We start from the raw sequence: 22,902 nt of genomic DNA, 5'->3' as shown, positions 1-22,902 counted from the left end.
GTTTGGGAAGCAAATTAAATAGCCTGTGGGTATAAAATCCAACCGCTGGTGGAGTATTGGAGGAAATGCCTATTCCAGAGACTTAATGACTTTGCAGGGATTGCCAAAAGCGAGCACGTCGTTGGGGATATCCTTGGTGACTACCGAGCCCGCTCCGATGGTGACGTTGTTGCCAATCGTCACGCCGGGGCAGATGACAGCATTGCCGCCGATCCAAACGTTGTCACCGATGATCACTGGTTTGGTGGCCGTGTGGTAGCGAGTACTCTCGCCATCCATGTAGATTCGCTCGGAGGCTTTGAGAGGATGGGTTGCGGTGAAAATCTGCACATACGGTGCGATGAGCCCGTTTCGACCAATCCGGATCAGGTTATCATCCAAAAACATGCAGTTGACGTTGACAAAGGTATTTTCGCCTATTTCTATGTTTTTGCCGAAATCGCAGTAAAATGGCGACTCTACCCAAACCCCTTCCCCCTTTCTGCCCAGCAATTCCGACAAAATCCTGTCCCGGTTTTCCCTGTCGGTGCTGTCTGAATTGTTGTACTCTAGGGTAAGCCTACGGGCATGATGGTAGAGTATCAAAAGTTCGGGGTCGCGGGTATCGTAGACCTCCCCGGCGAGCATTTTTTCGAGATTGGTTTTCATCTTTAAATCGGTCATTTTAAAACTATCGAAAATCTCCGTGAACCAAAAAGCAAACCTTTAGCGATATCCAACCCTGATTTTGGTCAGGAAACGCTGGTTTTATGCCAATCAGTCTAAATACGCTTGGCTTTTGTGGGAGATTTGGATTTACTTTAAGCTGGTATAGTAAGTAGTAAAACAATGAGTTTGCAAATGGAGCCGAAAGAATTTTTGCTGGACATTTTGGGGAGAAGCGCTTCGCAAAAATCCCTGGATTGGCTGCGCATCCAAGTGGAAAAAATTGGTTTGGATAAGGCTCCCTCCAAGTTTTTTTTGGCATTTTCGCAGGCCTCCAGATATTTCAAGAAAGAAACTTTGACGCTCAACGAAGCCGACAAAAAGAAGGCAACAACTCTTGTGGGCGGCTTTGAACCTGCTTTTTGGAACGAACTGCAGGCTGCCCGTACGGTCTTGATGCTGAGTTATCCACAGGAAAAAAAACAGTGGCTGGCGGTCATCAACCAGCTCTTTGAGACTGGTGACATGTATGAGCAGCAGTCCCTATACGCTGCCTTGCCCCTCATGCCCTATCCGGAAGAGATGCTCCCAAGGGCAATTGACGGATGCAGGACCAACATGACTCTGATATTTGACGCTATCGCGCTTAACAATCCCTTTCCACCGAAATATTTTCCCGAGGCTAACTGGAACCAACTCGTGCTGAAGTCCATCTTTATGCAGCGGCCACTTTACCGTATCCAGCAGCTGGATGAGCGCCGCAATGCAGCTTTGGCGGATATCGCATCGGATTTTGCCCACGAAAGATGGGCAGCCGGTAGATCAGTTATGCCAGAACTTTGGCGGCTCGTCGTGCCATATCTTAATGAACGCTTTTTTGCGGACTTGAAGAAAGTCCTGAAATCCGAAGACCAAATGGAAGTGGAAGCTGGCCTGTTAGCTTTGTACCAATGCAACTCTGAGGAGGCAAAGCAACTGCTCCAATCCCGATCCGAAGAAGTAATGGCCATCGAATATGGAGAGATTACCTGGGAAAAGATCGGTGCCGACTATCAGGAAAAGCGCGCCTAATCCTTTTCCTGATGACAGGACAGACTAGTATAGCTGTCTTGGCAAATCCCTTAACTTTGAAAGTTCATAATTCTAATAAAATGGAAATGTACATAGATCCCCATATCCACCTAGTGTCCCGCACCACTGACGACTATGAGGCGATGCGCAAGGCGGGAATCGTAGCGACCATTGAACCGGCCTTTTGGCTAGGTCAGCCCCGTACGGAGGTGGGCTCATTCAAAGACTACTTCAGCACCTTGGTAGGTTGGGAGCGTTTTCGAGCCAGCCAGTTTGGCATCGTACACTACTGCACCATGGGTTTGAACTCCAAGGAAGCCAACAATGTGCCTTTGGCTGAGCAGGTGATGGAGCTCTTGCCGCTGTATGCAGGGAAAGAGGGTGTAGTGGCTATAGGCGAGATTGGCTATGACGATCAGACTGAGGCGGAAGACCGCTTTTACAGATTACAGTTGGAGTTGGCCAAGGAAGTTGATTTGCCTGTACTTATCCACACTCCCCACCGTGACAAGAAGAAAGGAACTACCCGCTCCATGGATGTGGCTGACGAGCACGGCATGGATCCTGGATGGGTGGTTGTGGATCACAACAACGAGGAAACCGTCGAGGAAGTGCTTGACAGAGGCTACTGGGCGGCTTTCACCATTTATCCACATACCAAAATGGGCTCCGAGCGCATGGTGGAGATTGTAAAGCAATACGGCCCCGAACGCATTATTGTAAATTCCGCGGCGGATTGGGGCATTTCAGATCCCTTAGCTGTGCCAAAGACGGCCAACCTGATGCGAAAGTTGGGAATCCCGGAAGAGGATATCCGCATGACTACCTACCAAAATGCACTGACGGTCTTTGGACTCAGCGGACAGATGGATGAAAGCGACTGGCTCAATGCTGCTCCCATCGACCAAACCAAAAAATTGGGAGGAAACTCCGTGTTGCGTGGCGGACAGGTACCCCGAGTGGAAGGGCCTGCCGACCGTGTAGAAAACTAATCGATGGGAAAGAGAGGACTTTTTGCCTACCTCCAGCTGACCCGCCCTGCCAACGTGATCACTGCGATCGCAGATATCTGGGCGGGTTTTGCCGTTGCTGGAGGAATAGATTATTTGATAACAGATCTTATATACGGAAACTCAAATTTTTGGTGGAACCTGCTTTGGCTTTCATTGAGTACAATCGGATTGTATGCTGGCGGTGTTGCGTTCAATGACGTAGCGGACGCAGAACTGGACGCCATCGAGCGACCAGAGCGGCCTATTCCAAGCGGTCGGGTATCCAAATCCAATGCCACGATTATGTCCACGGCCTTGCTGGTGTTCGGGGTAGTATGTGCTGCCCAAGTCAATTGGATTTCGGCTGGTTTGGCTTCGATTGTGGCGCTTCTGGCGGTACTGTATGACTATTGGGGTAAGCATCAAAGCATCCTCGGTCCGATCAATATGGGGCTTTGTCGCAGCGGAAATCTGCTGCTAGGTGTCAGCGTAGCTCCTGAAGTCTTGGAAAAGATTTGGATCATCGGCTTGATACCTCTGATCTATGTCGCCGCCATCACGATGATCAGCCGTGGGGAAGTACATGGCAAAAACAGGAGAGCCCTCTACTTTGGAGGCTTGATGTATGGATTTATCTTTGTTGCGATATTTGCGATGGCATACATCCAAGGGCCTAGATATCTGCATGTCCTGCCCTTTTTGGCCCTTCTTGCGTATATGATAGTACCGCCTTTGGGAAAAGCAATCCAGACCCAAGAGCCAAGGTTCATTGGCAAGTCAGTCAAAGCGGCGGTGATTTCGCTCATTATAGTGAATGCCTCCATTGCGTCGGCATTTTCGGGCTGGCCCATTGGAATGGTCGTTTTGCTGCTTCTTCCTGTTTCTCTTTGGTTAGCCAAAAAATTTGCCGTAACCTGACGCGGAATAAACCAATTTGTATCCAAAATTGTCTATCAAGACGGCAATAGCCCAAATAATTCCTTACGAATACCCATGAATACGATTCTTGAACAGACCTTTTCAGTCCCCTTCCGATATCCGGTGTGCTTTACCGAAGGTCTTTTTGATCCCCAAAACACGATGTTGGCGGATGTCCTGCGGGGGGAGCGGATTCCTAAAGTTCTCTTTGTGGTGGACAGCGGCGTGGCGGACACCCATCCGGGACTGGTCGATGAGCTGAGGAATTATTCCTTTCAGCACCAAAGCGTATTTACTCTTGCCGCGGAGCCCGTGATCGTCCTTGGCGGCGAAGCCTGCAAAAACGATCCCGATCTCTATCAAAGTATTGTCGAGGCTACGCATCTGTATGGCATTGATCGGCACTCGTACATCGCTGTGATCGGTGGCGGGGCCGTGCTAGATATGGTAGGTTTTGCAGCTGCGATTTCACACCGAGGTATCCGGCTGATTCGGATTCCGACTACCGTTTTGTCCCAAAACGACTCCGCCGTTGGGGTGAAAAACAGTATCAACGCCTACGGCAAAAAGAACTACCTCGGTACCTTTACCCCCCCCAACGCGGTATTAAACGACTTCAATTTCCTGAAAACACTGGAAGACAGGGATTGGAGAGCTGGGATCTCCGAGGCTGTCAAAGTGGCTTTGATCCAGGATCTGAGCTTTTTTGAGTGGTTGGAAAAAAACGCCGATGCGCTTGCCAAGCGGGAAATGGAGCCGATGAAGGCTCATATCATCCGCAGTGCCCAAATGCATATGAACCATATCGCTGGAAAGGACCCCTTTGAGTTTGGATCGTCCCGACCCCTTGACTTTGGACACTGGGCTGCCCACAAGCTCGAGAAACTTAGCAATTTCCGCGTCCGCCACGGAGAAGCCGTGGCAATAGGCATTGCGCTGGATTCAGCCTATTCTTTCTTGCAAGGAAGGATCACAGAGGAGGATTTCGCGCGTATTGTCAAGGTAATGAAGAAGCTGGGCTTTGACCTTTTTGCCCCAGAGCTGCAGGGTGGAAGCCTGATTGAAGGCCTCAGGGAATTTCAGGAGCATCTGGGCGGGCAGCTGACCATCATGCTCTTGGAGAAATTAGGAAAAGGCGTAGAAGTACATGAGATGGATGAGGATTTGATCCATCAATCCGTAGATTTGCTTCGAACTTTTCAGGAAAAATCCGACCTCATCACTTCCTGACTTTTTAAACCCGAACTATGGACGTCAAGGGCTTTCATCTCAGCTACTGCAGCAATATACATCCCGGTGAAAGCTGGGATGCGACCTTCCAAAACCTCAAGATCTACATTCCGGAAGTGCGGCAGAGGCTCAAGGCCGAAGGCCCTTTTGGAATAGGACTAAGGCTTTCCCACCAAGCCTCTTTGGAGCTCGAAAAACCGGAAAGGCTAAAAGAATTCCAAGTTTGGCTCCGTCAGACCAATGCTTATGTTTTTACGCTAAACGGGTTTCCCTACGGCGATTTTCATCGGCAGATCGTAAAGGAAAAAGTACACTTTCCTGATTGGACCACTGTCGAGCGAAAAGACTACACCCTTCGTTCCTTTCAGATTCTCTCCCAACTTTTGCCTCCGGGCATGCAAGGAGGAATATCTACCTCTCCGATTTCCTACCGGCATTGGTTTAAGACCAAGGAGGCGCTAAAGGCAGGCATGGAGACAGCCACAGCCCATCTCTTGGAGATCGTGGAGGAGCTAGCAAAAATCCATAAGAATACTGGCAAACTGCTGCACCTTGATATTGAGCCAGAGCCAGATGGAATCTTGGAGAATTCCGACGAGATGATTTGGCTCTTCAAAAATTGGCTATTGCCGAAGGGAAAACACCAGCTTTCCCAAAAGCTCGGCATATCCGAAAGGGAGGCCGAAGACTTGATCAAAACCCATATCCAAGTATGCTACGATGTCTGCCACTTCGCCATCGTGTACGAAGAGCCCGCTGAGACTTTTGCCAAGTTTGAGTCAGCGGGCATTCGTGTCGGTAAAATCCAGATCTCGGCAGCATTGAAAGTCCTGATTCCACCATCTGCCAACGGTAAATTCAGCTTGGGCAAAAAGCTCCAAGCCTTTGCGGAGTCGACTTATCTTCACCAAGTCGTCGCACGATTGGACGACGGAAAACTGAATTCCTATTCTGACTTGCCACAAGCTTTGGACGTTCTTCCCGATACCAAGGAAAAAGAGTGGAGAATCCATTTTCACGTTCCTGTGTTTCTCGAAGACTATGGTTCTTTTTCTTCCACCCAAGAGACCATTTCAATTGTACTCAAGGAAATTTTATCCAATCCGGAAATCACGCAGCATTTGGAGGTAGAGACCTACACTTGGGAGGTACTGCCCCAGGGCACCCGACAAAGCCTTGGCGAATCTATAGCCAGGGAGCTCGCTTGGGTGAGGGAAAGGATGGGATAAATTCAGATATGAAGCTTGAGGTTTTGGGTATGCGCAAGGTGGGATTTGCCAGTGAGAGGTCGGAATTATGAGATATCAGGCCAAGCAAGAATAAGCTCCGAGTCAGCCTAAACGAAGTAGGAACTTATTTTTGATTAGACTCAAAAAGATGAAAAAAACAGTAGTTCTAAATATAGTTGCGCTTTCTCCCCGGGTGATCGGTGAGCATACTCCTTTTCTCAAAAAATGGATAGCAAAGCAGCAATCCGCTGTCGTCGAACCGGTCCTTCCGGCGGTGACCTGTTCTGCCCAATCCGTGTACTTGACTGGAAAGTGGCCCACGGATCACGGCATAGTCGGAAATGGCTGGTATTTTCAGGACGAGTGCGAAATCAAACTTTGGAGACAATCCAACAAGTTGGTGCAGGCCGAGAAAGTATGGGAGGTTCTTCGCAGGGACAATCCGGGCTTCACCGTCGCCAATATGTTTTGGTGGTACAACATGTACTCCAGCGCCGACTACGCGGTAACGCCAAGACCACTCTATCTACAGGACGGCCGCAAATTGCCCGATTGCCACTCTCAGCCCATGGAGCTCCGCGACAGGCTGCAAAAGGAACTTGGACAGTTTCCGCTGTTTTCCTTTTGGGGACCAAATACCAGCATAGCTTCCAGCAAGTGGATCGCAGATGCCTCTAAAAAGGTGGACGAATGGTACAATCCTACACTCAACCTGATCTATATCCCGCATCTGGACTATGGCTTGCAAAAGTTCGGGATTGATTTTGAAAAGATTGGCAAGGATCTCCGCGAGGTGGACGCACTTGCGGAGGATCTGATTACCTACTTCGAAAACCAGGGAGCCCAAGTACTACTTCTCTCCGAGTATGGAATCACCTCTGTCAGCAGGCCGGTTCATTTGAACCGGATTTTCCGGGAAAATGGCTGGATTCAGGTCAAGGATGAATTAGGTAAGGAAACCTTGGATGCCGGAACTTCGGCTGCTTTTGCAGTAGCCGACCATCAAGTCGCCCATGTCCATGTCAACGACAAATCGAAGCTCGCTGAAGTCAAAGCCCTCTTGGAAAAGACTCTCGGCGTGGAGAAAGTGCTGGACGAAGCCGGCAAAAAGGAATACCACATTGCCCACGAGCGGGCTGGGGATCTGGTCGTGATCGCCGATGCAGATTCTTGGTTTACTTACTATTTCTGGTTGGACGATGCCAAGGCGCCGGACTATGCCCGCTGCGTGGATATCCATCGCAAGCCAGGTTATGATCCGGTGGAACTGCTGCTCGATCCCGCGATCAGAATCCCCCTGCTCACCGTTGGCTCCAAAGTCCTGAAGAAAAAACTCGGCTTCCGCTACCTCATGGATGTGATTCCCTTGGACGCGACCCTAGTCAAAGGAGCGCATGGAAGAATCCCCGAATCGGACTTAGACAAGCCACTTTTTGTGTCAAAGTCTGATATCAACGCGGCTGACAAGATCCAGCCAACGGCCGTTTTCGACCTTATTGTCAAGGCAGTGCGAGGTTAAAATAAGTCAACAAGCTTTGTTGTTTAGTTAAAATCTGCTTTTTTCATAGAAAAATGAATTTTTATGAAGAAAGCGGTAACTGTGCTTTTGATCCCACTGATTTTTTCCTGTGGGAAACAGGCAAGCCATGAAAGAGCTGGTCGAGCTATCCTGGAGAACATTTTCCACATCCCCTCGCGGTGGTTGCCTACGAACTGGGCTTTGCGGTGATGACTCTTGATTTTTAACCCATGAGGCATATACACTTACTATTTCTAGCCTTTCCCATTTTGTTCTCCTGCGGAGACCAAGACAGCACAGTCTCAGAGAGACATTTTTCCTATATGATAGACACGGTCAAGGTAGAAAACCACGAGCTGTTTCTCAATGTCCAAGATGGCCTCAACAGGATGGCAATTTCACCCGATGGCCAAACACTCTACTTTTACAATACTTCCGAAAAAAGGCTGGATCTGATTGACTTGAATTCTTATCAGATCAGTCGGTCGATTTTTTTCAGCGCAGACGGACCTCAAGGAATCGGGGGCATTTCCCCTTACGGATTTGAAATCACCGAGAGGGGCGAGATCATCATCGCCTCATTAGATGCCATCCGCAAAATGGACTCATTGGGCAACAAAATAGAAAGCTACAATTGGGAAAGCCTAAACTACCAATCCGGCCAAATACCCGAAGGAACTATCCTGAGTTTTGACGGCGAGTATGACCCGACAGGAAACATATTCTATGGCGTCTATGGGAGAGAAAGAGGAGGAAACAGCAATGGAGATGGCTTGGGGATTTTGGATATCCCAAATCGGGCAATTCGAACCAAGGAAATCCCCTTGCTCAAATCACTGACAGACTATAAGATCGAACTGGACGGAGATGTAAAAACGATCGGCTTTGAAAGCTTTTTTCTTCAGCACGAGAATGAAAAAATTTTGATCAGTACTGAGGCCCATAATTCATTGGCAGTCTATGATATCTGTAGAGACTCTCTCTACCAGATTGATTTTTCATCTGAACTTTTACCCGATAAAAAACCCGGAAACTTTGAGAAAAAGGTCACCTCTCTTGATCAAATGAAAGCGTCTCTCTTGGCCAAAGCCAAAGAAGTCAGTTTCGGGCCGTGGATTTGGGACGAGAGCAGCCAGCACTATTTTCGGATCAGTCAGTATCAATCGGGCTTTGACCCGCCCGAGTTTCAGGTCTATGTGACCGTAGCAGATCCTGATTTTCAAGTGGTTTTAGAGAAGAAGGATTTTCCAAGAGCCAGGTCCAATGCTTTCTTCCACCAAGGCTACCTCCATCATCCCATCAATCTAAACGATGAGCTGTGTTTCGTGAGAATTAAACCGGAATTCCAGTTTTGAGAAACTTACGTATGAAAAACCTTTTGCTTATTTTTCTGGCTCTCGCCCTGTTTTCCTGCTCCGCAAAGGAGGAAAATGCCGACACCAACATGCTCGAAAACTTGAGCTACACCGTGGATACGGTGATGGTGGATGCTGTAGAGGACTTTTTGAACCTATCCAACGGAATCCGGCCGTACGGCCTGACTGAGGACAAGAGGCAACTCTGGTTTTTTGAGAGTGCTCCTAGATTGGTTCAGGTGGACTTGGATCAGGCGAAGGTTCTGAAAAAATCCGCTTTCGAAGAGGAAGGGCCAGATGGAGTTGGAAGCTATATTACGGATCTGGAAATAGGGCCACAGGGTGAGCTTTATTTGAAAAGCGAGCGGACGGTTGGGGTTTTTGGCCAAAATGCCAAGACGCTTCAAAATCTGAAGTTTGTGCCCTCAGGAATAGACTCCAGCTTGGCGCAAAATAGACATGCTCTTTTTGACAAATCGGTCTATGACTTTGGCAGCGGAAAAATCTACTCCCATCCCAGTTTTAGCGAGGCGGGCGAATATGTGCTGCTGATTTTAGATCCAGAGACCCAATCTGCCACCTCCCTGCCGGTTCCCAAAATGAAGATCGTGGACGACTTCAGTAGAACGGAATCGGTTGAGACCAAGAATGGGACGACCACTTCTTTCTACGCGGTCGGGAGTAACATTACCCTCTTGCTTGGCGAGGTGATCCTGTCCACCCCTGCGATGAGCGGTTTTTATCGATTGGACATCCAAACCGAAAAGCTGGAGTTCATCGATATCCAGCACAAAAATTATCCCAACTCGATGGATATTGCGATCATCCAGAACCCCAGCGAAGCGTCACAGATGTTTGAAATCCAGAAAAAGATATGGAAGCAGATCAACTACCAGGAGCTGATGTGGGATGATTCGCGGCAGCTTTATTTTCGCGTCGGGATGAAAACTAAAATGCCCGAACAGCCCGGCCCGCCCGCCATAGAATTTTTTCTGTTTGCCTATGATCGGGACTTTAATGTGGTGGGAGAAACGAAATTGGAAGGAGAGAACCTTTCGATTTGGGACGGCTTCTTCAAAGACGGCAAGCTCTGGTCCTATGTCAACGTGGACGATGAGCTGGGCTTCGCACTGATTGACTTTGATTTTTAAACCCAAAACAAAATGTATGAAAAAACTGATCTTGGCCCTAGCGGCCTCCGCCCTCTTTTCCTGCTCCGTAAAGGAGAAAAATGCCGACGCCAACATGCTCGAAAACCTGAGCTACACCGTGGATACTGTTCTGATCGAGACAGGTGAGGAACTGCTCTTTCTTCAATCAGACTTAAGCCATTCCATTCTTAGCAACGATCAGGCAAGGCTGTACAACTTTACCCCCAAAGATGAACTGGAGGAGATTGACCTGGACAGACTGAGCCTCCTTCGTAAAATCACTACGGTAAGAGAGGGGCCACGTGGTACTGGACTACCTTATGCTCTCCAGTTTGATGTAGACGGTAGATGGGTTTTGTTTGGATACAATGAAGTGAGGATTTTCAGTCCAGACTTGGACTCCATGCAACGCTATCCGATTACGGAAGAGGACTTGATAAGGATCAAGCCAGGGATGTTGGCACCGTTTAATCCCAAGGTCGTTGACCAAGGTGTTCTTTATGCGATCTACGAGACATACGAGCAGGTTCCTCAGGGTTTGGCGATTGTCTCATTGGAAGACCGGATCGCCAAAAAGATTCCCTTGGAAATCGCGGATAGAATTGTTCCATTTACCTATTCACTGTTTGTTCAAGGAAGACTGAGCAACAAGTCTTATGAGCCAATCAGCCTTATGTTAGTCGATAACGAACTGATCGTTTCCACCGCCTTTACAAACGAGGCGATAATAATTGATCTGGCGAGTGACTCGGTGAGGGTGAAAACCTTTCATTCCTCGCTGACCCAGGACAAAAGACCACTTCCGGATCTTACATCCGCGGAAACCATCAACGAACTCCAAGATTTGATCCGCGAAGGGGATAAAGGAGTCAAATTTGGCCCCTTCTATTTCGATAGAGAAAATAGCCAGTTCTGGAGGTTTTCCAGAGAGCTCGACAGAGAAATCGGAGATTCCCTGATTTTCAAAAATGTACTAACCGTCTTTGACGAGGATCTAAACCAGCAGGGAGAGATGGTCGTTCCAGTCGATCCTTTTTCGAAAAAATTCTTCAAAGACGGCAAGCTCTGGTCCTATGTCAACGTGGACGATGAGCTGGGCTTTGCGGTGATGGATTTTAAGTTTTGATCAAACCAATCCCAGCCTTTTTTTCACTTTCAGCAGGTTTTCCTGCTTTTTAGGCTCGCGGTGGATGCGGCAGAAGTCAGTATGATAATGGTGCTTTTGCATAAAGACTAGCTGTAGCTCGTCCCAGGCTTGCTCCGTAAAGTCAGGGTTGAAATGCTTCAACTCTTGGAAGAGTGTCTGCCCTACCTGGTCAAAAAGCTCGGTGCCCAAATACTCCAGATCGGCATCGGCCAGGATATTTTCCAGATGGGTTTTGGGGTTCTGGGGGATTTTGGTGGCTAAGATCATGCCGTAGATTTCCTCCAGCTGATCCCTTCCATAGTCTTGGGAGAGATAGGATTCGGCGATTTTGCAGCCTTTTTCTTCGTGATCTTTAGGATTGTCTATGAACCCGGTATCATGAAAGAGCGCAGCCAGCTTCAGGAGCTCCACTTCCTGTTCAGAAACATGGGACTGCCGAGCAAGGAAGATTGCCTGATCCAGCACGTAGGCAGTATGTCCCAGATTGTGGTACGTGAGGTATTGTGGCAGTTTCGCCAGGATGTCCCGATAGACCTTGTGTTGGATTTCTTCAAAAACCATCAGCTGTGCTTTTTACCGACCCTCTTGATGATCCCCCCTTTCACTTCCTTAATTGTCTGCACATAAAAGAAGGCCTTAGGGTCTATGTGTTGGATAGCTTCTTTCATTCGGTGTACTTCCAGCCTGGTGACCACCGTCATGATGATGTCGCAGGGATGCTTGATGTGGAACGTCTCGGGAAGATAACCCCTTTCGCCCTTATATACAGAGATTGCCTTGCCAAATTCCTTCACGATGAGCTCTTTCACCTTTTCTTCCTCACGGGAAATGACCGTCAGGGCAGTGTATTCCTCAAAGCCCTCCACTACATAGTCGGTCATCTTGATGGCAGTATAATAGGTCAGGATAGAGTACATGGCGGGCTCAATGCCAAAAAATATGGCGGCGAAGAGCATGATAAGCGAGTTTAAAAAGACTGTAATCTCTCCCGCAGAAAGAGGAGAATTTTTCTGGACAAACTCGGTGATCACCTCAAAACCATCGATCAATCCTCCTCCCCGTATAATCAGGCCAATCCCCACACCCATCAAAACCCCTCCAAAAACAGCACTCAGCACAAGATCTGCCGTGACGCCATCTTCGATGTTCATCAGCCCAAGTAGCTCAAGCACCACTACCAGCAAAAAAACCGAGAAGGTCGATTGGACGGCAAAAGTCTTCCCGATCTTTTTCCATCCCAGATATAAAAACGGAATGTTGATTACCACCAACAATACGTTTAGGTTAATCCCGTAGTGGAGGTTTACGATTATGGCGATGCCAGTCACTCCACCATCCAGGAATTTGTTTGGGAGCATAAATCCCTTCAACGAGAGAGCAGCACAAATGACGCCGGCAACAATGTAAAAGATGGAGACAGGATCGAAAACAGCTCTCCAGTCTATTTCTTGTTTATAAGTGCTCATCTAGGTGCTATTAAAAAGGTAAGGTGAAAGGGCAAGTAAATTTTTTTTAAAATTTAAGCAAAAAGCCAAGGTGCCCAACCATAGAACTTCGAATTCTTAAGGGAATGCAGTATTGAGCTGATACCGTTTGAAATTAACAAGGCTTCAATCCAGTCTGGGGAGGCTGAGTTTATATCTCATCGCAATCATTCGGATAGCAATGATCAGAGACATAGAGATCAACAAATTGTAGTTCCGCTCCAGGCCGAGATAGTCCATCGTGGCATAGAAGATCGCTCCAGCGAGACATGCCGAGGCATAGATTTCTTTGCGGAAAAGGATGGGTATCTCATTGGTGAGGGTATCACGGATCACTCCGCCCATGACTGCCGAAAACATCCCCATGATGGCCGCGATCTCCGGGCGGACTCCCAGACTCAGGGATTTTTCCACACCCAAAACGGTGAAGAATCCAATGCCGATCGTGTCAAAGAGAAAGAATGTGCGTCGCAACTTGCTCAGCAGGTTGGGAAAGACAAAGGCCGCCAATATGCCCGAGAGGATGGCGTATAGAAAATAGATGTCTCCTATCCAGACTAGGGGATAGCTGTCCAGCAAGATGTCGCGGAGTGTGCCTCCTCCGATAGCGGTGATGAATCCAGTGAAGCCGGCACCAAAAAGGTCATGCTCTTTTTCACGAATGGCAAGCGCGCCGGATATCGCAAAAACAAAAGTGCCAATAAGTTCGAAAGCGTATTGAAGATCCATTTCAGCGATATTAGACTTTTTCCATTAAAAAGACACCCATTTCCCGTTGTCCCAAAACCAAGACAGTTTTGGGGGTGTCGAGGAATCGGAATCCGATTTTTTCCAAGTTATCCACATCTTGGCTCATGACTAAAAAACGATCCGATCCATCCGGAAGAAGAAATCTACCACCACCTAGCGCTTTGCTTTGGCCTAAAATTTCTCCAAAGGCGGTGCAGGTCCGAAACCAAAACATTCCACCCGGCTTGAGCACTCGATGAATTTCGCGGGCCATTTCCATGAAGTTATCCACATCCTTGGCGAAGTGGAGGACGGCCGAACACACGATTGCATCGAAGGCTCCGGCGTGAAAGGGAATTTCCTCCAGTCTGCCTGCCTGGAAGCGGTGGCTGTCGTAGGCTGAATTCAGACTTTTAGCGAGATAGCGGCAATATTGGATGGCGGTCTCGTTGGGATCTATTCCAAAGAGCTGATAGTTTTTCTGGATGAAGTAGACAGCATTTCTGCCTTCCCCGCATCCAGCGTCTAGGATCTTCATCTCTTTGGTGAATCGGCCCTTGAGAATCTGATCCAGCAGGTAGATATCCACATTGCCTAGCAAGCGGTTGAGCTCAGTTATTTCCATCTTCCAAAAGGTCAAGCGAGTCCGCGGCCTTGCGTCTTCCGATCTCAATCATTTCCGCTGCCCGGTGAAATTCGAGTGTGCCGGCTTGCTTTCTCGATATCCTCACCGTCACATCCACTGGATATTTTTCGATCAGCAGCTCACAAAACTTGTCCTGAAGCAGGTCAAATGAACGGGTGATAAGGCTAAATGCGCTTAGAGTGGCAGGTTTTTCTTCTTTCGATTCCTCGGGAAAGTATTGGGTCATCTTTCTGCGGTAATCTTGGAGCCACTTGGGTATGGAGATCAGAGTCCGTCCTTTTTGGTCACGTCTGGCTGGAGGTACATACAAGTGTTGGGGGCCGTTGACCTCTACCACGACCAACAGTCGGTCTTCATGGTTGGAAATAAGAGAGATTGGCACTGGATTCAGCACGCCTCCATCAATGAATTCATGACCAGGATGCTGGGCTGGCTGAAAAACCGTCGGTATACTGCCAGAGGCGCGGATTGCCGAGTAGAGGCTCCCCTCGCGAAATACATATTCCTTTCCACTTCTATAGTCCACGGCATTGCAGGAAAAAGGTATTGGCAAGTCCTCGATTTGGCAGTCTTTGATCACATTCTTCAGTGAATTGTAAACTTTGTCGCCCTTGATAAATCCCCGACTGGAGAAGGTAAAATCCATCAATGAAAAAACATCCACGCGATCCAGGTTGCAGATCCAGTCTTTGAAGACTTGCATTTGCCCAGCTGCATACATGCCACCGACCAAGGCCCCAATAGAGCAGCCGGCGATTTCCCCGATTTCATAGCCGCGGCGCTCCAACTCTTCGATCACTCCCACATGCGCCAATCCCCTCGCTCCACCGCTGCTCAAAACCAATGAAACTGTTTTCTTTTTTGACATATATTTAGGGAGGTCCAAGTACATCCAATGGACTCACATCACCGACGAAATTAAGCAATATGAGCCAATTTAAGCCTTTTCACCTCGCTTTTCCCATTCGGGATATTGAGGAAACCCGTGCATTCTACGGAGATTTGTTGGGTTGCGACATCGGTCGTAGCACGGACAAGTGGATAGATTTCAACTTTTTCGGACACCAGCTTTCCGCACATATCAAGCCTGAGGAGCTCGCAAACGCCAAAACCAACGCCGTCGACGGCAAGAATGTGCCTGTTCGGCATTTTGGGGCGATTTTGGATTGGGAAGAGTGGCATCAGCTGGCCGACAAACTTAAGTCTTACGGGATTGAGTTCGTGATTGAGCCCTACATCCGGTTCAAGGGCGAAGTGGGAGAGCAGGCCACGATGTTTTTTCTGGATCCCTGCGGTAATGCACTCGAATTCAAGTCCTTTCAGGATCCCAGCCAGATTTTTGCCAAATAATCCCCAAACCGTGAAAACGCATTACCTAGATTCCGGAATCGGCCGAATGGTCCAAATTGAAGGAAAGGACTATCTATACTTCAGCGGAACTTCCTATTTGGGGATTGGCCAAGACCGGGATTTTTTAGACTTGCTGGCCAACAATCTTTTTGAATTTGGGGCCAGTCACGGGCAGAGTAGGATAAATAATACCCGTCTTCGTGTCTTTGACGAGTTTGAGGATGCCTTTGCTGAGTCGGCAGGAGCTGAGTCGGCAGCGGTGTTCAGCTCTGGATATCTGGCCGGTATTGCTGCATGGAAATCTCTTGTAGGCAATACCGATGAAGTTTGGATTGCTCCAGACGCTCATCCCGCGATCATCCCCGACGGTTTGGTTCCTATGATTAAATTTAATTTTACACAATGGAAAAAGCATTGTCTGGAGCGCGCTGAGGAGCTTTCGTCTCGCCGGATTCTTATCATCGGAAATGCTTTGGACTCGCTTTCGGGACAAATTCACGATTATTCTTGGGTGAAAGATCTCGGACAAAAGCATCGTATCAGCCAATTGCTTGACGACAGCCATGCCTTCGGAACGGTAGGCAACAGCATTTACGGTACTTATCAACAGTGGAATTCTCCCGATGTGAACCTTTTGGTCAGCGGCTCATTGGGCAAAGGACTCGGCTTACCAGCCGGCATAGTATTGGGGAGCTTGGCAGAGATTGGTCGAATCAAAACGACTCCGCTTTTTGGCGGTGCGTCTCCTGGGTCTCCTGCCCATCTTTGCACCTTTCTACAAATGGAGGATAGGTATTTGGAGAAAAAAAGCTGGCTGGAAGATGCTTGCGGGATTTTTGCTCAAGAGGTAGAGAGGATAAAGCAGATCAATGGAAGCAGGCATTTCCCGGTGTTTCGTTACACTGAAAATGCCTGGCTCCGCGAATTTGAAAAAGCGGGAATCATCACTTCGTCTTTTCCATACCCTACTCCGGGCAGCCCTACTGTCAACCGGATCGTCATTTCTGGATTTCACGAGTTGGGAGACTTGATGTACCTCCTTGATATTATCCACAATCTAAAAAGAGGATGAGAAATTTAACGTACTTATTGATTTCTTTACTTTGCTTGTCGGCATGTAAGGAACAAGAAAAACAGCCTTTTCAGGACGGGTTGGCCAACTATCCCGTAATGAGGCAGGTCATGGGAGATGTGGATAAGTACCAGGTACAGATCCTTTTCACCCGGATCGACCGCAACGAGCACGGCAATCCACTATTCCAGGACATTAGTTTTAATCTAGACGACGAGCGCTATTTTTACCCGGCTTCGACAGTGAAGTTGCCTATCGCGCTTTTGGCCTTGGAGTGGCTGGAAGAGCAGGACGTAGAGGGACTAACTCTGGAGACGACCATGCTGACGGACTCGGTCAGGCCTTCCCAGATTCCCGCATATCTGGATTCAACGGCTGAGAATGGCCTTCCCAGTATTGGGCACTATATCAAAAAGATCCTCTTGGTGTCAGACAACGACGCCGCGAATAGACTTTACGAACTTTTGGGCTTGAACTACATCAACGGAAAACTGAGGGAAAAGGGCTTGGATCATACCGTGATCACGCAGCGTCTCAGTTTTCCAATCTCTCCGGAAGAGAACCGCCAGTTTAATCCGGTTCGGTTTGTGGATAAGGCGGGCGAAGTGATCTTGGAGCTCCCGGCTCGGCATACTGATAGTATCTACATAGTCCCAGGTGAACCCAAGCTTGGCAAAGCCCATTATCGCAACGATAGTCTGTATCAGGGAGCTATGGATTTTTCATTCAAGAGCAAATTTGCCTTGTCGGATCTGCATGGCGTGGTGCAGCGGATTGTTTTTCCCCAAGCTTTTTTTGAAAACGAGCGCTTTAATCTTTCGTCCGAGCATCGGGAATTTATCCTGAAATACATGTGCATGCTTCCCGGAGAAAGCGACTATCCCAGATACGACACGACGGAGTATTACGACAGCTACTCGAAATTTTTCAAATTTGGCGCTAGCAAAAAGCCTATTCCTAAGCATTTTCGGATTTTCAACAAAACGGGCTGGTCCTACGGATACCTGATTGACGGGAGCTATTTCGTTGATCTAGAAAATAGGGTGGAGTTTTTTGTATCGGCAGTCGTTTATACCAACGAGAACCAGACGCTCAATGACGGAGTGTACGAGACAGAGGAAATCGCCAAGCCTTTTTTTGCGGAACTTGGCGAATACCTGTACCAGCTGGAATTGAAGCGGGAAAAACAGATTCCCGCTGATTTGAGTGGTTTTAAGTTTGAATATTAACTTCTGGGGAGTTAATTTGATGCTAGTTTGTTCATCTATCCGAATTTCTCTTGAAAGATTTTCTGGCATTCCTAAAATCAAACTGGTGGATTTTCTCCCTCGGTGCGCTGTTCTATTTCCTGTTTGTTCAGGCCTACGTTTATCCTAACCTGAGCTTTGATTTTTCTGTGACACTCAAAGTTTCAACTTGGGTAAAGCTATTGTCAAGTCAAGTTTGGTTTGCAGCTGCTTTTTACTTTGTTTTTTGGATACCTAACCGTAGAAAGCTGATAGAAAAGAAGCCTAGAGAGGATTAGGCTCCTACAAAACGGGTCTTTTTTCAGAATGGGAAATTTGCCAGATTTTTTTCCAAGGAGGTAGTGGATTCAAATTATTAAGAAAGTCCTGACAAAAGGCTAAATTTTCTTCTCAGTTTCCCCTCTCATGAGAGCAATTAAAGCAATTTTACTTTTTGAATTTTTCGGAATTTTTGCCTGTACTCAGCAGCCTGAAGAACATGCGGTTTTTTCCGATTTGGAAAGTCATTCCTCCTTGGCAGGAAATGCCGAATACCTCAATTCTCCGTTTGTGGCTGCTGGAGATCGGGTTTATCTGATCGGTCACCAAAACGGCACCTTTCCGGATTTGGGATGGCATGTCGAGGGTGAAATGGGAGGAATATGGCTGCATCCGATTAAGCTGATGGATGGCTTTACCGCTTCAGTCTCTTTGGGAGAAAATACTTTTTGTCTGGACCAAGCAGAGTCATTTACCAATTATCCCTTTTCCAATGTGCTGAAATTTGCCCAGCAAGAGGCGGGAGTTGAAGTGGAGCGGCTGCACTTTGTCCCAGACGGAAAAGAAGGCGTGATTATTTTGTTCAAAGTGAAAAATGTGGATAACTCTAACAAAACTTTCCGCTTTGACTTCAATGCTTACGTGGATTTGATGCCTGTATGGCTGGGAGAACGCACGGGTATGGTGGACCATCCGGATGAGATTTCTTTTGATGAGCTAACCAACACGTTTACCGGCAAGGACCAGGGAAATGACTGGTTTGTGGTCTGGGGAAGCGGGGAATCCATACCTCTGAACCAGCAGGAAATCCGCGGCTGCGGAATGGACCCCCAAGGAAAAGGATCAGCCGCTTCCTTCGGATTGGATATTTTACTTCCGGCAGGATCGGAGCAGATTATTCCGGTTTTTATTGCCGGCTCCAATGAAACTGAATTAAAGGCGATGGAAACTTTGGCAGACCTGAGGCAAAATCTGGGCAAGGATTGGTTTAACAAGAAGGAACGATTCGAGTCATTGGCGCGAATGTCTGAAATCTCCATTCCTGACAAAGAATTGGAAAAGGCTTTTGAATGGGTCAAGTACAATACGGATTGGCTGATTAGGGAAGTGCCGGACCAGGGCCGCGGATTTGGAGCAGGATTGCAGGATTACCCTTGGTGGTTTGGGGTGGATAGTGAATACACTATTCAAGGTTTGATCACCACAGGCCGGAAGGATTTGGTTTACTCCACGATAGAATTGATTCACTCTCTTTCTGAAAAAGCCAACGGAAATGGAAGAATTGTACACGAAGTCAGTACAAACGGGGCCGTTTTCAATCCCGGAAATATCAACGAAACGCCGCAGTGGGCTTCTTTGATTTGGGAAGTATACCGGTGGACAGGGGATCGGGAACTTTTGGAAAAGTACTTTTCCTCCATCGAAAAGGGACTGGATTGGTTGCTCAATGAAAATGACAAAGACGGTAACCTCCTCGCAGACGGCTATGGCATGATGGAGATTCATGGGTTGGAATCGGAGATGATCGATGTGGCGGTATACAGTCAGAAGGCCTTTGCCGATGCGGCAAAAATGGCCGAAATCCTGGGAAAAACAGAACTATCAAAGAGTTATCAACAAACAGCTGATGCTTTGGCAGAAAAGATCAATTCAGATTTTTGGGTGGAGGAATTTGGCAGTTATGCAGATTTTATCGGGACGGCAGAGGATGCCTTGCATTTGATCGATGGGGCGATTATTCGGGCAGACACCTTGAAAAAGCCTTGGGCAGTTGCAGAATTGGAGGCGACCAAAGAGAAGTTATCCACATTGCCTAAAGGTCAGAAACAAGGCTTTGTGCTTTACCATAATTGGGTAGTCAATACCCCGATGGAGACCGGAATTGCCGATCCGGAGAAAGCCAAAATTGCTTTGGAGACCGGAAGAAAATACACTAATCCTTTTGGGGTTTTTGTGACAGGTATCGACCGGGACGAAAGCGCGGCGAATGAAGATGGGTCTTTTTCAGGAAGCAAAATGTTTTCCTATACCGGTGCTGTGATGACTTTGCCGACAGGCGTTTTGGCGATCGGAGAAAACAAGTATGGGAATCCTGATCAAGCCTTAGACTACCTGAAGCGAATGACCCGGAGTTTTGGATTTGCTTTACCGGGATCCATTTATGAGGTTTCTCCAGATTATGGGATGTTTACCCAAGCTTGGAACATGTACAGTTTTGCCGTGCCGATCATCACTCAGTTTTTTGGGATTCAGCCGGATGCCGGCAACAAAGTGATCCACATCAGACCGCAAATGCCGACAACCTGGGAAGAAGCGTCCATTCAAAATGTGGTGATTGGAGACAATGAAATCCGGATAAGCTATGTGGATAAGTCAGGCGTAAGGACTGTTGAAGTGGAGCAAACTCAGTCCAAATGGGGTATTTCGATCGAGATACCCGAAGAATTTTCTAAAGTAAAAGTTCTGGGAAAAGAGGTCAGCGCGGATACCCATGACGGTTATCACAGGATTTTGATGACAGGGAAAAAATTAAGAGTGGAGGCGAGTAATTGATTTTTTTTAGTCCTGCTAGGTTTGCAAAACCTGGCAGGACTTTCTTCGATTTCTAGAGATTCAACCAATAGTTCAGCTTAAGTACCAGTGAGCGTTGCTTTGGGACAAAGTCACCCGGGAAGTAGTTGTCGGTGTATACCAGAAAGAAGTCTGAGACTGGGGCGTATCTCCACTGAAAGCGGGTGTTGATGTTGATGTTGTCGATTTGGTTGTTGTACTGGACAAAAGTGGTCCAAAACAGTTTTTTGGTGACGGTGAGATCTATCCTCGGACCTACAAGGATCAGATCTGCATCGCTTTGTGGCTCAGGAAGGCGGATCCTAGCGTAGTTGAAGTTCATGGACACATTTGCCAGATAGCCCATCCTCAGGCCCATCTGTCCGGTGACTCTTTGGAAATTTCCGGTATAATATTGGCCAGCTTCGGCGTCCAGTTCGAGGTTGACCCGGTTCCTGGGGTTGCTTTTGTACTCCAGCTGCACAGTTTTGTTGTAGTAGTCCGATCCTGCTGCGAGGGGCACGCCGCCAGTGCGGGTGGGGTCAAAGTCTTGGAAGAGGTAGATGTAGCGGTTTTTCTGGGTCACGGCCAACTCCGAAAAGGAATTGAAACGAATCAGGTAGCCCAGGTTGATGTCGCGGTCGGTCTGCCCTATATCTTCGTTCCAATAGCCCTCAAACTCTACCTTGGGCCCGTGGCGGTTGATGAGCTTGGATTTTGGGTAGAAAAGGTAGGCCAGATCTGGATTGAGCCGCTTGAAGTTTACCCTTGGAACAAAGCCCACAAGCGGATTAAAATCTTGACCGATGTCCTGATAGCTAAAGCTCCACGCCCAGTGTACATCGCTGTAGAGCATGTAGGCATTGAAGGAATAGGGTGAAACCGTCTCGCGGGATTCAAATGTTCGGTGATAGAAGACTTTGCCGGTCCATTTGCCGTCGGCAGAGTTGAGGTTGTAGTCCACTCCGATGAGCCGATTGTACGCACTTGGGTCAAATAGCTGCTGAAACTCGTCCACGGCCAAGGACTCACGATCGACGAAGATCAAGCCTATATTGGATCGGGTAAAGACCTTCTTTTGCAGTGCCATCACCGTGAAGTTTTTTCCGGAAATGCCTGCCTCTTCGTCCGTCGCCGTCTGCATGTTCATCAGGCCTATTCGCCAATCTTCGGTGATTTTGCCGCTTAGCCTTGCGCCGTAGATGATCTTGCTCTGCACATTTTGACCGGTGGCAGAGTCGATATCCACGCCTATCCTTCTCGAGAAAAATGGCCGAGAGCGCATTTGTCCAAAGCTGTCAAACAGGTCGGCGTTTTCCAGAAAGAACTGTCTTCTCTCGGGGAAAAAGATTTCGAAACGATCCAAATTGGTCACCTGTTGGTCCACTTCCACTTGGGAAAAGTCAGGGTTGAAGGTAAGATCGAGGTTTAGGGCAGGTCCGATTCCGATCTTGGCATCACCACCGAATGAAGGTGTCAGCTCCTCCTCAGTTCCTTCGATGAAGTTTTTGGAGGTACGTGCCGCAGTATAGGGAATGAGGGAAATATTGGCGGAGTTTTTTTTCAGGGGTTCCTCAAAGATGAGTTTTCGGCTGTAGGCCAAAGTCAGGATGGGGAAATTTCTCGGTATCGGCGTCCAAGTGCTTCGCTCTCCATATTCACTGTCGATGCGGTAGAAGTTGACGTTCCAGTTTTGCGCCCCGTCGCTAAACCGAATCGTGGACAGGGGAATGATCATTTCTGCTTGCCAGTGATTTTCAAAGATTTTTGCCTCCGAAAACCACTTGTTGTCCCAAGCAAGACTGAGGTCTTCGGACTTTGACCCTCCGTTGGAAATCAGACCCTCTCGCTGTACGCCGTAGGGATTGATGCCGAAGGAAAAAGCGTTGGTTTTGTCGTTAAAGGTGTCCAGAACAAAGACGATGGCGTCGTTTTGCTCGCCCCTGAAATCCCGCCGCAGCGAGGTGGACACATAGTTGCGTGGGCCGAGGTTTTCCATCACCGCGGCGATGTAGAGGTTTTGGTCGTCAAAGGCGATCTTTACCCGAGTGCGAATCCGAGACTCGGAGGTGTCCGATGGAAAGTATTGTCGGAAGTTGCCATTCCAGCCCTCTGAATCTGTCCAGATAGTCTCGCTGAGTTCGCCGTCGAGGATCACTGGCTCTTTGAGTTTAAATGCAAAGGCGTTGCTTTCCAGACCGGATTGGCCAATAGCCAACACTGGCAATGCGAGGCAAAGGACTGCTGGGAGGAGTAAGCGAAGTTTCATGTAAGGTCGTTGTCACAAATGTAAAGGACAGCGCCGGGAT

The 22,902-nt window shown here is 48.1% G+C and carries 20 protein-coding genes; 13 read left to right on the top strand and 7 right to left on the bottom strand.

The window, feature by feature from the left end:
- Positions 1-69: 69 nt before the first annotated feature.
- Positions 70-648: a sugar O-acetyltransferase gene (locus J0A67_RS15735; RefSeq protein ID WP_206570320.1), complete on the bottom strand. Its 579-nt coding sequence runs from the start codon at positions 646-648 to the stop codon at positions 70-72.
- Between the two features lie 180 nt (positions 649-828).
- Between J0A67_RS15735 and J0A67_RS15730 the strand changes: the two genes are divergently transcribed.
- The 9 genes from J0A67_RS15730 to J0A67_RS15690 all read left to right on the top strand — a co-directional run bounded on the left by J0A67_RS15730 (position 829) and on the right by J0A67_RS15690 (position 11,236).
- A complete protein-coding gene (locus J0A67_RS15730; protein WP_206570319.1) occupies positions 829-1,716 on the top strand; it encodes an EboA domain-containing protein in 888 nt (295 codons plus the stop codon).
- 80 nt (positions 1,717-1,796) lie between these two features.
- Entirely contained in the window at positions 1,797-2,708 is a 912-nt protein-coding gene (locus J0A67_RS15725) for a TatD family hydrolase (protein ID WP_206570318.1), read from the top strand.
- A 3-nt stretch (positions 2,709-2,711) separates the two neighbouring features.
- Complete coding sequence (eboC, locus tag J0A67_RS15720) at positions 2,712-3,626, top strand: UbiA-like protein EboC (protein ID WP_206570317.1); 915 nt, start codon at positions 2,712-2,714, stop codon at positions 3,624-3,626.
- Positions 3,627-3,701: 75 nt separating this feature from the next.
- On the top strand, positions 3,702-4,856 hold the full coding sequence (locus tag J0A67_RS15715) for a 3-dehydroquinate synthase (protein ID WP_206570316.1): 1,155 nt from the start codon (positions 3,702-3,704) through the stop codon (positions 4,854-4,856).
- A gap of 17 nt (positions 4,857-4,873) precedes the next feature.
- Positions 4,874-6,085 (top strand): metabolite traffic protein EboE, encoded by a 1,212-nt coding sequence (gene eboE, locus J0A67_RS15710; RefSeq protein ID WP_206570315.1) that lies wholly within the window; start codon positions 4,874-4,876, stop codon positions 6,083-6,085.
- A 148-nt stretch (positions 6,086-6,233) separates the two neighbouring features.
- Positions 6,234-7,604, top strand: a complete 1,371-nt coding sequence (locus J0A67_RS15705; RefSeq protein ID WP_206570314.1) for an alkaline phosphatase family protein — start codon at positions 6,234-6,236, stop codon at positions 7,602-7,604.
- 230 nt (positions 7,605-7,834) lie between these two features.
- On the top strand, positions 7,835-8,959 hold the full coding sequence (locus J0A67_RS15700) for a DUF4221 family protein (RefSeq protein WP_206570313.1): 1,125 nt from the start codon (positions 7,835-7,837) through the stop codon (positions 8,957-8,959).
- An 11-nt stretch (positions 8,960-8,970) separates the two neighbouring features.
- The gene (locus J0A67_RS15695) at positions 8,971-10,110 is read left to right on the top strand and encodes a DUF4221 family protein (RefSeq protein ID WP_206570312.1); all 1,140 of its coding nucleotides are present in this window, start codon (positions 8,971-8,973) and stop codon (positions 10,108-10,110) included.
- A gap of 16 nt (positions 10,111-10,126) precedes the next feature.
- Positions 10,127-11,236, top strand: coding sequence for a DUF4221 family protein (locus tag J0A67_RS15690; protein ID WP_206570311.1), 1,110 nt, complete (start codon positions 10,127-10,129; stop codon positions 11,234-11,236).
- Here the strand turns inward: J0A67_RS15690 and J0A67_RS15685 are convergent, their stop codons facing one another.
- The 5 genes from J0A67_RS15685 to J0A67_RS15665 form a co-directional block, all read right to left on the bottom strand.
- On the bottom strand, positions 11,237-11,818 hold the full coding sequence (locus J0A67_RS15685; RefSeq protein WP_206570310.1) for an HD domain-containing protein: 582 nt from the start codon (positions 11,816-11,818) through the stop codon (positions 11,237-11,239).
- Positions 11,818-12,723, bottom strand: coding sequence for a YitT family protein (locus tag J0A67_RS15680; RefSeq protein ID WP_206570309.1), 906 nt, complete (start codon positions 12,721-12,723; stop codon positions 11,818-11,820). Before J0A67_RS15680 ends, J0A67_RS15685 begins: the two co-directional genes overlap by 1 nt.
- Before the next feature lie 144 nt (positions 12,724-12,867).
- Complete coding sequence (locus tag J0A67_RS15675; protein ID WP_206570308.1) at positions 12,868-13,470, bottom strand: trimeric intracellular cation channel family protein; 603 nt, start codon at positions 13,468-13,470, stop codon at positions 12,868-12,870.
- A gap of 10 nt (positions 13,471-13,480) precedes the next feature.
- Positions 13,481-14,095 (bottom strand): class I SAM-dependent methyltransferase, encoded by a 615-nt coding sequence (locus J0A67_RS15670; protein WP_206570307.1) that lies wholly within the window; start codon positions 14,093-14,095, stop codon positions 13,481-13,483.
- Entirely contained in the window at positions 14,082-14,984 is a 903-nt protein-coding gene (locus tag J0A67_RS15665; RefSeq protein ID WP_206570306.1) for a patatin-like phospholipase family protein, read from the bottom strand. The genes J0A67_RS15670 and J0A67_RS15665 overlap by 14 nt, the downstream gene beginning before the upstream one ends.
- 59 nt (positions 14,985-15,043) lie before the next feature.
- On the opposite strand from J0A67_RS15665, the gene J0A67_RS15660 reads away from it, so the two are divergent.
- The 4 genes from J0A67_RS15660 to J0A67_RS15645 all read left to right on the top strand — a co-directional run bounded on the left by J0A67_RS15660 (position 15,044) and on the right by J0A67_RS15645 (position 20,596).
- Entirely contained in the window at positions 15,044-15,466 is a 423-nt protein-coding gene (locus J0A67_RS15660; RefSeq protein ID WP_206570305.1) for a VOC family protein, read from the top strand.
- 10 nt (positions 15,467-15,476) lie between these two features.
- Entirely contained in the window at positions 15,477-16,538 is a 1,062-nt protein-coding gene (locus J0A67_RS15655) for an aminotransferase class I/II-fold pyridoxal phosphate-dependent enzyme (RefSeq protein WP_206570304.1), read from the top strand.
- The gene (locus J0A67_RS15650) at positions 16,535-17,767 is read left to right on the top strand and encodes a serine hydrolase (RefSeq protein WP_206570303.1); all 1,233 of its coding nucleotides are present in this window, start codon (positions 16,535-16,537) and stop codon (positions 17,765-17,767) included. Before J0A67_RS15655 ends, J0A67_RS15650 begins: the two co-directional genes overlap by 4 nt.
- A 423-nt stretch (positions 17,768-18,190) precedes the next feature.
- The gene (locus tag J0A67_RS15645; RefSeq protein WP_206570302.1) at positions 18,191-20,596 is read left to right on the top strand and encodes an alpha-L-rhamnosidase-related protein; all 2,406 of its coding nucleotides are present in this window, start codon (positions 18,191-18,193) and stop codon (positions 20,594-20,596) included.
- Positions 20,597-20,648: 52 nt separating this feature from the next.
- Here J0A67_RS15645 and J0A67_RS15640 read toward each other — a convergent pair whose 3' ends face one another.
- Positions 20,649-22,862 carry a carbohydrate binding family 9 domain-containing protein gene (locus J0A67_RS15640; protein ID WP_206570301.1) on the bottom strand — a complete coding sequence of 738 codons (2,214 nt, stop codon included), beginning with the start codon at positions 22,860-22,862 and terminating at the stop codon, positions 20,649-20,651.
- Positions 22,863-22,902: the final 40 nt, after the last annotated feature.

This window comes from Algoriphagus aestuariicola, assembly GCF_017254835.1.
Classification (GTDB): Bacteria; Bacteroidota; Bacteroidia; order Cytophagales; family Cyclobacteriaceae; genus Algoriphagus; species Algoriphagus aestuariicola.
Note: the sequence above shows the minus strand (reverse complement) of the source record. Positions and strands in the feature narration are given on the sequence as shown.